The sequence below is a fragment of the Bradyrhizobium sp. ISRA436 genome, assembly GCF_029910015.1.
Classification (GTDB): domain Bacteria; phylum Pseudomonadota; class Alphaproteobacteria; order Rhizobiales; family Xanthobacteraceae; genus Bradyrhizobium.
Genome location: NZ_CP094519.1, coordinates 5100592 through 5113887 on the forward strand (window position 1 = coordinate 5100592; position 13296 = coordinate 5113887).

Here is a 13296-nt window from a genome sequence, read left to right on the forward strand (position 1 = left end):
AGCGCTACTTGCCCTTCCAGTTCGGCGTGCGCTTGTTGAGGAAGGCGTCCATGCCCTCGCGGAAATCCTCGCTCATATAGGCGCGCAGGATCAGGTCTTCGCCCTCGTCGCGCGACAGCGTACGGCGGATGCGGCGCACCGCCTCCTTGGTCACTTCGAGCGTGATCGGCGCATGGCTGGCGACGAGCTTCGCAGTCTCCTCGGCGCGGCGCTGCAACGTCGCCACATCGGGCACGACCTCGTTCAGCAGCCCGAGCGCCAGCGCTTCCGGCGCTTCGACCAGGCGCGCCTTGAAGATCAGATCCTTGGTCCGCGCCGGACCGATCAGCGAAACCAGCCGCGAGATGTTCGACATCGAGAGGCAGTTGCCGAGCGTCCGCGCGATCGGAAAGCCGATCCGCGTCGCCTCGGTGCCGATCCGGATGTCGCAGCACGCGGCAATGCCGGCACCCCCGCCGGTGCACGCACCGGCAATCGCCGCGATCACAGGCACACGGCACTGCTCGAGCGTACCCAACACGCGGTCGATCCGCGCCTCATAATCCAGTGCATCCTGCGCGGTCTTGAACGCCCGGAACTGCGAGATGTCGGTGCCCGAGGCGAACGCCTTGTCGCCGGCACCGGTCATGATCAGCGCCTTGATCTGATGGTCCTGATTGATGTTCTCGCAGATCGCTGCCATCTGCTCGTACATCGCAAAGGTCAGCGCGTTGCGGGCCTGCGGCCGATTGAACGTGATGCGCGCGATACCGTCTTCGACGGAGTAGATCAGGTCTTCGGCCGGAGTTGCGGGCGCGTTCATGTCTCGCTCCTTCTGTTGTTTGTGATAGGGCCTCAGGCGACGGCCTTCGAGGTGTGCGCAGTCGCGCGTTCCTTCAAGAACTCCATCGCAGCGACCACGCCGCCACTACGATGCGGCACCTTCGCAAGGCCTAGGCCCATCTCGACGCCCGACAACGTGCCCATCAACATCAGGTCGTTGAAGTGACCGATATGTCCGATCCGGAACACCTTGCCCTTGACCTTGTTCAGGCCGGTGCCGAGCGACATGTCGAAATTCTCCAGCACCACCTTGCGGAAGTGATCGGCGTCATGTCCTTCGGGCATGCGCACCGCAGTCAGCGCCGGCGAGTGCGCGCCCTGCTCCTGGCACTGCGTCTCCAGGCCCCAGGCCTTGATGGCCGCGCGCGTCGCCTCGCTGTGGCGCTTGTGGCGAGCGAAGACGTTCTCGAGGCCCTCTTCCTCCAGCATCTTCACTGCCTCCCGCAAGCCGAACAGCAGGTTGGTCGCGGGCGTGTAGGGCCAGGTGCCGGCCTTGTTGATGTTGATGACCTCCTGCCAATCCCAATAGGAGCGCATGCCCGGATTGGCCTTGGCCACCGCCAGCGCCTTTTCCGAGACGGCGTTGAAGCCGAGCCCGGGCGGCAGCATCAGACCCTTCTGGGAGCCAGCGATGGAGACGTCGATGCCCCAGGCGTCGTGCTCATATTCGAGCGAGCCGAGGCCGGAGATGGTATCGACCATCAACAGCGCCGGATGCTTGAGGGTGTCCAGGATCTTGCGCACGTCGCGCGGATAGGTGACGCAGGCGGTCGAGGTCTCGTTATGGACCATGCAGACCGCCTTGATCTTGTGCGCCTTGTCGTCGGAGAGCCGAGCCTCGATCTGTTCGAGATCGGCGCCATGGCGCCAGTCGCCCGGGATGAAATCGACGTCGAGCTTGAACTTGTCGGCAATGCCGCGCCACAGCACGGCGAACTGCCCGGTCTCGCACATCAGGACCTTGTCGCCCGGCTGCAGCGTATTGACGATCGCGGCTTCCCAGGCGCCGGTGCCGGACGAGGGATAGATAATCACCGGCTGCTTGGTGCGGAACACCCGCTGCATCGCCGAAAGCACCGCAAAGCCGATCTCGGCGAACTCCGGACCACGATGATCCATGGTCGGCATATCCATGGCCCGCAGCACCCGATCCGGCACGTTGGTCGGTCCAGGAATCTGCAGAAAATGCCTTCCAGTATGCACGGTCATGGGCGTCCTTCCCGGTCTTGCCTTGGCTTCGCGAGCCGCTCGAATATCACTATTTGGTCGGCTTGTCCCCCGCCCGGCGGGGATCGTCAATGCACAGAAAGCAGGGCTTTGCCTTGCCAAGCCTGAGTCCGGCGGGCAAGACAGGCGGGACAAGCAACGAGACCAATGCAATGGCGGCAGTGCAGGCCGAGAAATCGCAAAGTTCGGCTGACAGCAGCCCCCTCGCCGGCCGTCTGCGCCGCGAGATCACCGGGGATGTCTTCTTCGATGCGTTCAACCGCGGCCGCTACGCGACCGACGCGTCGTTCTACCAGATCATGCCGGCGGGGGTGGTGGTTCCCCGGACCATCGACGAGGCGCTGCGGGCGCTGGCGATTGCGCGTGACGACGGGCGCATCGTCACCCCCCGCGGCGGCGGCACCTCGCAATGCGGCCAGACCGTCAATGACGGCATCGTGGTCGACCTGTCCAAGCACCTGAACCGAATCATCTCGCTCGACGTCGAAAACCGCACCTGCGTGGTCGAGCCCGGCATCGTGCTCGACGATCTCAACCGACAGCTCAGGAAGCACGGGCTGTGGTTTCCGGTCGACGTCTCCACCGCCTCGCGCGCCACCATTGGCGGCATGGCCGGCAACAATTCCTGCGGCGGACGCTCGCTCCGCTATGGCACTATGCGCGACAACACGCTTGCGATGGACGCGGCGCTGGCCGACGGCACGCTGCTGCATTTCGGCGAGGTGCCGCGCGATCTCGCCAAAGCGAACGCGCCCGGCAATGGCGTGAAGCTGTTCCGCGCCATGCTCGACCTCGGCGAGCGCGAGGCGGCCGAGATCGCGGACAAATTCCCCAAGGTGCAGCGCCGCGTCGGCGGCTATAACCTCGACGCACTGGTGCCGCGCAACGCACCGAACAACATGGCGCATCTGCTGGTCGGCTCCGAGGGCACGCTTGCCTTCACGACGCAGGTCGAGCTCAAGCTGTGGCCGGTGATCCGCAACAAGGTGCTCGGCGTCTGCCATTTCGGCAGCTTCTACGAGGCGATGGATGCGGCCCAGCATCTGGTCAAGCTGCGGCCGATCGCAGTCGAGCTGGTCGATCGCACCATGATCGCGCTCGGCGGCGACATCGTGATGTTTCAGCCGATCATTTCGGCAGCGGTGCGCGGCGATCCAGACGCGATCCTCGTGGTCGAGTTCGCCGAGGAGGATCAGGCCGACAATCTCGCCCGCCTCAAGCAGCTCGGCGAGCTGATGGCCGACCTCGGCTTCGGATGGGACAAGCCGCAACGCAAATGGGGCGGCGTGGTCGAGATCGTCGAGCCCGCGCTGCAATCGGGCATCGCGGATTTCCGGGCAGCCGGCCTCAACGTCATGATGTCGATGAAGCAGGAGGGCAAGCCGGTCTCCTTTGTCGAGGATTGCGCGGTGCCGCTGCCGCATCTCGCCGACTACACCCAGCGGCTCAACGCCATCTTTGCCAAGCACGGCACGCGCGGCACGATGTATGCGCATGCCTCCGAAGGCTGCCTGCATGTGCGCCCGGTGCTCAATCTCAAGCTCGAAAAGGACGTCAAGGCAATGCGCGCCATTGCCGAGGAAACCTTCGAGATGGTGCGCGAGTACAAGGGCTCGCACTCCGGGGAGCACGGCGACGGCCTGGTGCGCTCCGAATTCCACGAAGCCATGTTCGGCGCGCGCATCGTTGCCGATTTCCGCGAGGTCAAGCAGCGCTTCGATCCCGGCAACACGCTCAACCCCGGCAAGATCGTCGATCCGCCCAGGATGGACGACCGCTCGCTGTTTCGCCTCTCGCCGGATTATCGCGTCGGCGAATTGAAGACCGTGCTCGACTGGTCGGCCTATCCCGGCGCCGGCGGCGGCTTCCAGGGCGCGGTCGAGATGTGCAACAACAACGGGGCCTGCCGAAAGCTCGAGGGCGGCGTGATGTGCCCGTCCTATCGGGCGACCCGCAACGAGACGGACGTCACGCGCGGCCGCGCCAATACGCTGCGGCTCGCGATCTCTGGCCAGCTCGGCCCGGACGCGTTGGCCTCCGACGCCATGATGGAGACCTTGAAGCTCTGCGTCTCGTGCAAGGCCTGCCGCCACGAATGCCCGACCGGCGTCGACATGGCCAAGATGAAGATCGAGGTGCTGGCGGCTCGCGCGAGCAAGCACGGCCTATCGCTGCGCGACCGGCTGGTCGGCTATCTGCCGCGCTACGTCGACATCGCATCGCGCTTCGCCGCGCTGGCGAACTGGCGAAACCGCAGTGTGCTGTTGCGCATGCTGTTCGAGCGATTTGCCGGCATCAGCGCCAGGCGCAGCCTGCCTGAGTTTCGCCGCGACACGTTCCGGCCTGACGCCGAGGCGTTCGGCCCGACTGGTGGCCGCGAGGTGGTCCTGTTCGCCGACACCTTCAACCGCAGCTATGAGCGGGAGAATCTCGATGCTGCGGTCGAGGTGCTGGTCGCCGGCGGCTATCGCGTGCATCTGCCCAGACCGTCCGACGGCGCGAGGCCGCTGTGCTGCGGCCGGACATTCCTGTCGGCGGGCCTGGTCGACCAGGCCCGCGCGGAACTGGACCGGCTGGTTGCGACCTACGCGCCGTTCGCGGCGCGCGGCGTGCCGATCATCGGGCTCGAGCCGAGCTGCCTTCTGACATTGCGGGACGAGCTGCTTTCGCTGCGCTCGGACGAGACCGCGAAGAAGATCAGCGCCAACGCCCTGCTGTTCGAGGAATTCCTGGTGCGCGAGGCGGAGGCCGGGCGCCTCGCGCTGCCGCTCGGACCTGTCGCCGAGAAGGCCGTCGTGCACGGCCATTGTCACCAGAAGTCGTTTGGCGCCTTCAAACCTGTGGAGAAGGTGCTGCGCCTCGTGCCGGGCCTCCGCGTTGAAACCATCGAGTCGAGCTGCTGCGGCATGGCCGGCGCGTTCGGCTATGGCGCCGATACCTACCAGGCCTCGATCGATATGGCCGAACTGTCGCTGCTGCCGGCGGTGCGGCGCGCGGACCAGGACACGTTGATCGTGGCTGATGGAACCTCGTGCCGGCACCAGATCAAGGACGGCAGCGGACGCACGCCACTCCACGTCGCCAGCGTATTGGCGATAGGCCTTAATTGTGCGAAGTCCAATTCCGACAAGATATCGCCGACAAAGGAAGAGGCCCATGGCTGAGCTCACTCTCGACATCGCCCGCAAGATCCTCGATGCCGCCTTGGCCAAGGGGAACGAGAAGAAGCTCAAGCCGCTCGTGGTCACGATCCTGGACGCCCGCGGCGCCGTGAAGGTCACCGCCGCGCAGGACGGCACCAGCCTGATGCGGGCCGAGATCGCCCATGGCAAAGCCTACGGCGCACTGGCGATGGGAATGGGATCGCGGGCGCTGTTCCAGCGCGCGCAGGAACAGGCCTATTTCATCGACGCCGTGAACACGCTGGCGCAGGGGCGCATGGTGCCGGTCCCAGGTGGCGTCCTGATCCTCGATGGCAGCATTCTGCTCGGCGCGGTCGGCGTCAGCGGCGACACGTCGGACAATGACGAGGCTTGCGCCGTGGCCGGCATCGAGGCCGGTGGACTGAAGGCGAATGCAGGATAGCCGTGCCGCATTTTGCTCGCACACGCGTCACTGGTTGTGCGCAGCTGCACCGGCGGTCCTTGAAAGACGCCTGCCATCTTCAACAACTGAGGCCGCTCGTCAGCCCACGCGCGGCGATGGCCCATTCACGCCGACTGTCGCAGGATCGTTCTCGCGCCTCAGGGGCACTTCTCATGCACACGCTGCTCTCGCGCTCGCTGAGCGATTTGCTTGATCGCGACAAACCGCCGCCGGAGCCTTTAACGCAGAAAATTCTGCACTTTCAAATACTTATACCAACGCCCCCCGGATTTGACTCACATTTGGGATTCCCAAATCAGTGAGTTTCTGAATCGATGTTGCTGCGTAGACAGGAGCAATATCGATGGGGGCAGCGGTAGCGATTACGCGGCTTGATTTGACCGCGGGCGAGCTTCGGAAGGCGGCGCGCAGAGAGAAGAATAGTACGGTAGCGCGGCGGATATTGGCGCTTGCGCTTGTGCTGGAGGGCGCGGACCGCAAGAAGGCAGCCGAAAGTTGCGGGATGGATCGTCAGACCCTGCGGGACTGGGTGCATCGTTATAACGCCGAAGGCTTGGCGGGACTGCGGTCGCGCAAACCGACGGGACCGCGGTCGCGGCTGACGACAGAGCAGCAGGCCGAATTGGCCGCGTTGGTCGAGGCCGGTCCCGATCCTGAGCAGCATGGGGTCGTACGTTGGCGGCGGGTGGATTTGCGCGACGAGCTTGAGCGGCGGTTTGGCGTCAAACTGCACGAACGTTCGGTCGGCAAGGTTCTGGCCAAGCTCGGGTACCGCCGGCTCTCGGTGCGGCCGCGCCATCCGCAAGCCGATGAAGCGGCTCAGGAAGCGTTCAAAAAAACTTTGCTACGACCCTCACGACAACGCTCCCCGCTCACGCCCAAGGCAAGCCGATCGAAATCTGGTTCCAGGACGAGGCGCGGATCGGCCAGCAGGGCACGCTGACACGCGTGTGGGCCAAGCGTGGCTCACGGCCTCGCGCGCCGCGCGATCGACGTTACGATTGGGCTTATCTCTTCGGTGCCGCCTGTCCTCAACGGGGCGTCGCCGCGGGTCTTGTCATGCCGACGGCAAATGCAGAGGCGACGTCACTGCATTTGGAGGCAATCAGCCGCAAAGTTGCACCCGACGCACATGCCGTTCTCGTCTTCGACGGCGCCGGCTATCACAGTGCCGGCACCGTCCGAGCTCCGGAAAATATCACTCTGTTACAGCTGCCGCCTTATGCGCCCGAGCTCAATCCGATTGAAAACGTCTGGCAGTACCTGCGCGCCAACAAGCTCGCCATCACCGTCTTCGACGACTACGACGATATCGTCGCCAAGACCTGCGAAGCCTGGAACTTCTTCGCAAATGATCCAGATCGCATCGCCTCAATCACAAGCCGCACTTGGGCAACAGTCAATCCTTAGGGCCATTGGTATTATATTACTTCGCAAACCATTCGTAACAGGTGTCGCTCCGCTTTGCTGCTCTGCAAACCAAGCCGCGTGTAGACTTTGGCAAGAAGGTGCGGCCATGATCGTGACCGCATCGACCGATTTCAGGGCGATCGGACGGCCGGGCTTTGGTCGCCGCTGGCGCCTCGAGAACAGGCGGCGCGTATTGCATTGCGGATTTTATTCATTGCGTTCTCGAATGTTTTTTGGAGCTCGAATTTGAAAGACGATCTCTTGCCCAGGCTCGTTGTCACCGTCATCGTCCTGATTGGACTGCTGACGTTGCACGTCTCCAAATGGCTGCGGCCGGCGGAACGTCAGCCGACATGCGCGACAGATCTGTCTGCGATCCGCCGCTCCGCTCAATAATTGCCGTTTGCGGTGTCCCATGTCTGACGACGTTTCCCAACTGAACTTCGGTGCTGCAGCGCGCCTCTACAAATGGCCTTCGCTTAGTAATTCGCGCCGCGAGGATCGCGTACCGTACATGATCTCGGACGGCACGCTCGACGAATGCATTCAGGAATTCATTGCCAAGCCGAAGAAGTCCCGCCACCTCTATGAGATCCGGACAACGCCTCAAGCCCCGCTGATCCCTGAGATCCTCTCGCCGGAACACATCATCGAGCTGTCCCGGCTTCGGGATTTCCTTTGACCGCGCGGCCAGTCCGCGGGACGAATCTCGTCGAGCAGCTTGGCGCGCTCGGATTTGTCCGTGTACGACCGACCGGCTCTCTGGCTGACGGACGTTCCGGCCAGTATCATGGCTCTGCTTCGACCGGCCCGGCGGGAGCCAAGCGGATCGCCAGGTCTCGACAGGGCGGGCTATTGGAAAGGTTGATCGGGCATCGCGAGGCGCCGCATGAAATTCAATCTGGCGATCTTGAGTGTGCTGGCCGCAAGGCCTGATCAACGGATCGCGATTGATGAGGTCAGCCGCGAGGTCAGGGCAATGATCGCGGCGGGCGACGAAACCACGCAGTTGACGCGCTCGTCCGAGCTCGGCGAGGCCGATGTCTTCCAATCGGGATGGGCTTCGATCAATGATGCCGGCCTGCAGATCACTGCGGCCGGCCTCTCGCTGTGGCGCTCGCTTGAAGCCTCCCGTATCGTGCAGGAATTCAGCGGGGACCGGACCGAGCAAACGGACGCCACTCGCGCCGAACCGCATCAAGCAGGCGCGCGTGCCGGGGCCGCCTTGCCTTCGGAAACCGACCTCGACGCCACCGGCGCGACGGGCGAGGCAGCGGCCGCACATGCGACGCACGGTTCAAACCGTCCGATCGGCGCCGCTGACGCAGGCTTGCTGAATGTCCCGGCCTTTCCCGGGCCGGCGTTCGGCTCCATTCAACCTGCCAACCAGGGCGGCTCACAACTATCGACTCTGCTCGGGTTCATCCGCACCAGCCTGCCGAGGATGGGGCGCGCACGGCGGCGACGTCCGGCAACCAGCTTCCCGGGGCAGAGAGCCGAACCCGCGGGCGGACGAATGATCGGGCCTGCCCTTGCGTTCCTCACCTTGACATCGCTCGTCGCCTGCATCGGGGCCGCGATTGCACTGGGGCAGATGTCCTCCCTGAAGTCAGACATCGCCACGTTGCGCCGGGAGCAAGCTCCGCTGCGAGATCGTCTTGCCAAACTGGAGCAGATCGAAAGCGAGAAGCGCGATGCCGACCAGGAAGCCGCACAGGATAAGGCGGAGGCTGATAAGGCGGCCCCGGATGCCGGCACCGGGCAGAGCGCGCTCAGCCTGTCTCGCGAGGAGAGTCAGCTCGTCAGAGAGTACATCAAGGTCGCGCCCTCAGCGGGCGCGGCGGCCGCGGCGGTCAATGTCGGCGATCCCGTCACCGGCGGCATGATTCCGCTGCCGTCGCCGCTGACGGACAAGGTGCCGAGACTCGTGGGTGCCAGATTTGCGACCCGCAACGGCACGATTATCATCAGCCTGCGACGCAGCCACCGGGTCGATGCCGTGCTGCCTCCTAACTAGTCGGCGCCGTGACCGCTTCTACCCTTTTGGCGCCTTCCTGGCGATAACAAAACGGGATTTTTCGGAAGCTTCACGATTGTTCGAACTGAGCTGAATGAAACCGAACCCATCACCCGGATAACCAGGGGCGCCCCCAGTTCTTTGAACCGGAGTATCGCCGAAGCCTCATCCGGCTCCAGTATCGCCTCGCTCCGCGGAATCCTGAACCGCGGACAGTCTGAACTCAGTCGCTGCATGAAACCTCCGTCCTGACCGTGTCGCGAGGGATGGCCTGAGCCCCGTCTTTCATCCGGCGATGAGCAGAGTCCCCGGTTGATTGCGCTGAGGACGAAGTTTGGACCACCGGAAGCTAGATTTTTTCCGGTTCTTGCAGCGAGACCGAACTTTGGACCAAACAGAATTGGAGTTTTTCACGGTGGAGAGAGTGTTCGATTCCGCTAGGGAGCGCCAACAAAATCAATCGCTTAGCTCGCGCGCTCCCCGTCGAGTCCAACAGATGTCCAATATGCGGGCATGGACTCGCACCCTCCCGCTTAGGGTCGACAGGAGGCAGGTCATGGATGCAGTGACGACAGTCGGCTGAATCGTTCTGGTGGTCGTCTTCTTCGGGGGGTTGTGGCTGCCGCCGACCGGCGAAGGTGAGCCACCGTAGAGTTTCCCGCCTCGCGGTGCCGAGGCCGAAACTCGCGTTGTCCACCCCCACGGCTGGCAGTAGCTCGCGAGCGCCCTGGGCTGCTGAAGATAACAGGCCTTGGTTGACTAGGAGTCTGCGTCAGGTTGTAATCAGCCCCAAAAGCTGGGGCGGTGCGGAGCTAAGGATGTCAGTCCACTCTGTTTTGAGCAGGAGCAAGCGGCTCCTCATGAATTTTCCATTATTCCCCGCCATCAACACGCCGTTTAGGGCAATCCAAACGGGCCGGCGCTATATCTGGCCTAACTTGAAGTGTTGGGTTTCCTGGATCTTCACCTCCAGAGCTGACGCGAACTTTACGTATGCGATTACCGACGGATGCAAGATCAACCTCGCCGCGAGCGTCGCATCGATCCTGAATGTTCCGTATTCGGAAGTTGCGGATTACTTCGCCGAGATCGAGAACGACGAGAGCTTTAAGCATCATCTCGCTCGACTCTGGGAGTCACATCCGGAACGCTACAGAACGGACGACAATCAAAGCATCGGCCGACGCATGGTATGGTATGCAATCGCGCGCATCCGAAAGCCAAAGCTGATCGTCGAAACCGGCGTTGACCAAGGCTTAGGCGCCACAGTTCTTTGCGCCGCCCTTATGCGCAACAGTACGCAGGGCCATCCAGGGCGCTACTACGGCACCGACATCAACCCGAAAGCTGGCTTCTATTTGCAGGAGCCGTTCTCGAAGCATGGAGAAATCCTCTACGGCGACTCCATCGAATCCCTAAGAAAACTGGAAGGACCGATCGATCTTTTTATCAACGATAGCGATCACAGCGCAGAATACGAAGCAGCTGAGTATGAGGTTGTGAAGAGAAAACTTTCGCAAAGCGCCATTATCCTCGGCGACAACTCACACGTTACGTCGAAACTCGCGGAATTCTCCGTGCGTGAGGGACGGAAATTCGTCTTCCTGTCGGAAGAGCCAAAAGACCACTGGTATCGCGGCGCCGGTGTCGGCATCTCGGTTTAATGGAGTATTTTGTTGGGGCGGCCCGGCAGCGCGAACCGGCGGGCCTCGCTTTTTATCGCTTCAGTCGGCGAGCATGCGCCGCCAGCCGCTGCCTGCTGCGTCTCCGGTGCGATCGTCGACGGCGCTTCATTCGGGCAGCCTCTGGGCCAACATCTCGATCAATGCCGCCTTCAGCTGAACTGCAGACGCGCTTAAGGGTGGCGTGCTATGCACGCTATCAGCTTTGATCATGTTGATAAGTGTGCTTCGTGATTGAGGTTAGGGCCGAGCAGGAAGTTGCTACCCTCCTCTCGGCCTTATTTTCTGGTACATGAAATTCATGGGGAAATCAATAACGCGTACCGGAAAATCACGTGGACGGCCACCTACTGGCGCGGAGTCGATCCATCTGCGCGTGCTGCCTGACCAGCTGGCGAACATTGATGCCTGGATCGCGAAGCAAAAGGATGTCGACCTGTCCCGTCCCGGAGCCATTCGCCGGCTGATCGAGATCGGGCTGAACGCGAACAAATAGGTGGGTACAGTCATGGCCGCGATAGGATCGTTGGAACTGCCACAATGCCTCATTGTGGCGGGCACATTGCTGGTGATTGCCGGCCTAATTGGGCGTTTGATCAGCCGCAGGCAGTTGGAGACGGTCCAGGACATTCCGGACAGCGTGCCGAGATCTGAGCCGCGTCCCCAAATGCCACCGCTGCCTGATCTTCTAGAGTCCCGGCCACGAAGGAATCGGCGGACGCCGAACGGAGAGCTGCCGACGCGGTGATTTGCGTTAAAAGTCCGTCCCTCCTTGGGGGCATTGCCTTTCCGTGCTCGCTTCGGTTGAGTCCCCGGCCATCGGAAAGAGGCTAAGGATGGCAGGATCGGATCCAGATTGGGGCGCGCGTGGTGTCCCTGCTCGCGTTCGGCGTCTCAGGCGCTACGTTCGTTTGGTCTGGGATGGACATGCACCGCGAACACAAGGCAGCCGAACAGGCTGACCTTCCGACCGTCACTATGACATGGAAACCAGAAATGAGGGATGGTTGACACTGGCTGAGCCTTTTTATTCGAGACCTCACGCAGGGTGCGCATTCCAGGGATGATGATCAGCGGTTCCAGGCGATGGTGATCACCATCGTCTGGAACGCGCACGCAGGGCGGAGTTCGTATTGAGCGGGCTCGTCTTATCAAGCCAAAGCGCGGCGTGATTGCGAATTGAAAAGACGGCAAACCTGACGAGCAGCAAGGCACTGAGATCGGATTAAAGTGGAATTTTCCGGCCGGCCATCCTCTCATAGCTTTCAACGGCGGCTTAGCCGCCGCCCTTCTGCTCCGATCAGACGATCCGGGGCCCGAAGCCAGAATCGAACTCAAGGGACGATTTCTCGATGGCTCCATGAAGCCATTCAAGATCCACCGTAGCCGCTGCGCCGCGATTGAAGCTGCTTCGGCTGAACGAGGTCAAAGAACTGTTCGAGCTGATGCGATGAAGGTCTGGATATTGCGCGACAATCTGGCTGGGAAGCGCGCGACATCCTGTTTGCCGCGCGGCAGTCTGGATCTATACCTGCGGATTCCGACGAAGTCGCCCCTGCGTACCGAGATGATCGCGCCCCCGGATTCCGACATGATGTCGCCCCCTGGGCCGGTGCCGCTGGCGATGGGATTGTTGGCGCTGAGCCGGCTTTCGTCAATCGTCCTGTGATCTGATCTCTTTTGGTTGCTGCTGCGCTGTGGGCATGTGGGCAACGCGCCAGCGTTGTCCAAGCTTGTCCTTCAGGACAAGCGTCATACCCACAGCCGTTACGGTTCGGCCTTGGACGCTGCTGATCTTTGGGGGCGCTTGCGCCGCAAGGACTCGCCAGCAAGCTCGACGCGCTGGGCGTTGTGGACGAGACGGTCGAGAACGGCATCGGCGTAAGTGGGATTGCCGATCACCTCGTGCCATTTATCGACAGGCAACTGGCTGGTGACAATGGTGGAACGGCGGCCGTAGCGTTCTTCGAGAATCTCAAGGAGATCGTGACGCGCCTCGGCGGTGAGCGGCTCAAGCCCCCAATCGTCCATGATGAGCAGCTGGACGCCGGCCAGGGCGCGGAAGAGCCGGCCATAGCGCCCGTCGCCGCGGGCCAATTGAAGATCACCAAAAAGCTTCGGGACTCGCTGATAGAGAACGGAGCGGTCATCGCGGCAGGCCTTGTGGCCCAAGGCCGAAGCGAACCAGCTCTTGCCGACGCCCGTTGGACCGGTGATGATCAGATTGTCGTGCGTGTCGATCCAGCTGCCTTCGGCGAGCTTCTGGAAGAGTCCGCGATCGAGGCCACGCGCGGCGCGGTAATCGACGTCTTCAATGGCGGCCTGGTGACGCAGGCGGGCATAGCGCAGCCGCCGCAGCAGCTTTCGGTCATAGCGATGGGTGATCTCTCGGTCGAGCAGGAGCCCGAGCCACTCGGCGTGGCTCATGGCTCCGGCCTCGCCGGAGGCTTCGATCTCGTTGAAGGCCTTGGCCATGCCGGCAAGGCCGAGGAGGTTGAGCTGATCGAGAGTGGGATGGGTGAGCATGGGCGG

At 62.5% G+C, this 13296-nt stretch carries 10 protein-coding genes; 7 read left to right on the top strand and 3 right to left on the bottom strand.

Annotated features, from left to right (window positions below; translation table 11 throughout):
- Positions 1–4: 4 nt before the first annotated feature.
- Together MTX23_RS23965 and MTX23_RS23970 are read right to left on the bottom strand one after the other, a co-directional pair.
- The gene (locus MTX23_RS23965; protein ID WP_280972640.1) at positions 5–802 is read right to left on the bottom strand and encodes an enoyl-CoA hydratase/isomerase family protein; all 798 of its coding nucleotides are present in this window, start codon (positions 800–802) and stop codon (positions 5–7) included.
- Positions 803–834: 32 nt separating this feature from the next.
- A complete protein-coding gene (locus MTX23_RS23970) occupies positions 835–2031 on the bottom strand; it encodes an aminotransferase class V-fold PLP-dependent enzyme (protein WP_280972641.1) in 1197 nt (398 codons plus the stop codon).
- Positions 2032–2201: 170 nt separating this feature from the next.
- On the opposite strand from MTX23_RS23970, the gene MTX23_RS23975 reads away from it, so the two are divergent.
- From MTX23_RS23975 to MTX23_RS24005, 7 genes are all read left to right on the top strand, one after another.
- Positions 2202–5213, top strand: coding sequence for an FAD-binding and (Fe-S)-binding domain-containing protein (locus MTX23_RS23975; protein WP_280978165.1), 3012 nt, complete (start codon positions 2202–2204; stop codon positions 5211–5213).
- Positions 5206–5634: a heme-binding protein gene (locus MTX23_RS23980; RefSeq protein WP_280972642.1), complete on the top strand. Its 429-nt coding sequence runs from the start codon at positions 5206–5208 to the stop codon at positions 5632–5634. The genes MTX23_RS23975 and MTX23_RS23980 overlap by 8 nt, the downstream gene beginning before the upstream one ends.
- Positions 5635–5998: 364 nt before the next feature.
- A protein-coding gene (locus tag MTX23_RS23985; protein WP_280972643.1) for an IS630 family transposase occupies positions 5999–7065 on the top strand; the annotation gives its coding sequence in 2 pieces (ribosomal slippage) (positions 5999–6485 and positions 6485–7065; 1068 coding nt in all).
- Positions 7066–7480: 415 nt separating this feature from the next.
- The gene (locus MTX23_RS23990; protein ID WP_280972644.1) at positions 7481–7747 is read left to right on the top strand and encodes a hypothetical protein; all 267 of its coding nucleotides are present in this window, start codon (positions 7481–7483) and stop codon (positions 7745–7747) included.
- A 234-nt stretch (positions 7748–7981) separates the two neighbouring features.
- Positions 7982–9082 carry a hypothetical protein gene (locus MTX23_RS23995; RefSeq protein WP_280972645.1) on the top strand — a complete coding sequence of 367 codons (1101 nt, stop codon included), beginning with the start codon at positions 7982–7984 and terminating at the stop codon, positions 9080–9082.
- An 860-nt stretch (positions 9083–9942) separates the two neighbouring features.
- Positions 9943–10746 carry a class I SAM-dependent methyltransferase gene (locus MTX23_RS24000; RefSeq protein ID WP_280972646.1) on the top strand — a complete coding sequence of 268 codons (804 nt, stop codon included), beginning with the start codon at positions 9943–9945 and terminating at the stop codon, positions 10744–10746.
- A gap of 1378 nt (positions 10747–12124) precedes the next feature.
- A complete protein-coding gene (locus MTX23_RS24005; protein WP_280972647.1) occupies positions 12125–12433 on the top strand; it encodes a hypothetical protein in 309 nt (102 codons plus the stop codon).
- Between the two features lie 98 nt (positions 12434–12531).
- Here the strand turns inward: MTX23_RS24005 and istB are convergent, their stop codons facing one another.
- Positions 12532–13290: an IS21-like element helper ATPase IstB gene (gene istB / locus MTX23_RS24010; protein ID WP_280972648.1), complete on the bottom strand. Its 759-nt coding sequence runs from the start codon at positions 13288–13290 to the stop codon at positions 12532–12534.
- Between the last annotated feature and the right edge of the window lie 6 nt (positions 13291–13296).

Coding starts and splice junctions, on each gene's coding strand:
- MTX23_RS23965 (WP_280972640.1), bottom strand. CDS start 802: ATGAACGCGCCCGCAACTCCGGCCGAAGACCTGATCTACTCCGTCGAA.
- MTX23_RS23970 (WP_280972641.1), bottom strand. CDS start 2,031: ATGACCGTGCATACTGGAAGGCATTTTCTGCAGATTCCTGGACCGACC.
- MTX23_RS23975 (WP_280978165.1), top strand. CDS start 2,202: ATGGCGGCAGTGCAGGCCGAGAAATCGCAAAGTTCGGCTGACAGCAGC.
- MTX23_RS23980 (WP_280972642.1), top strand. CDS start 5,206: ATGGCTGAGCTCACTCTCGACATCGCCCGCAAGATCCTCGATGCCGCC.
- MTX23_RS23990 (WP_280972644.1), top strand. CDS start 7,481: ATGTCTGACGACGTTTCCCAACTGAACTTCGGTGCTGCAGCGCGCCTC.
- MTX23_RS24000 (WP_280972646.1), top strand. CDS start 9,943: ATGAATTTTCCATTATTCCCCGCCATCAACACGCCGTTTAGGGCAATC.
- MTX23_RS24005 (WP_280972647.1), top strand. CDS start 12,125: ATGAAGCCATTCAAGATCCACCGTAGCCGCTGCGCCGCGATTGAAGCT.
- istB (WP_280972648.1), bottom strand. CDS start 13,290: ATGCTCACCCATCCCACTCTCGATCAGCTCAACCTCCTCGGCCTTGCC.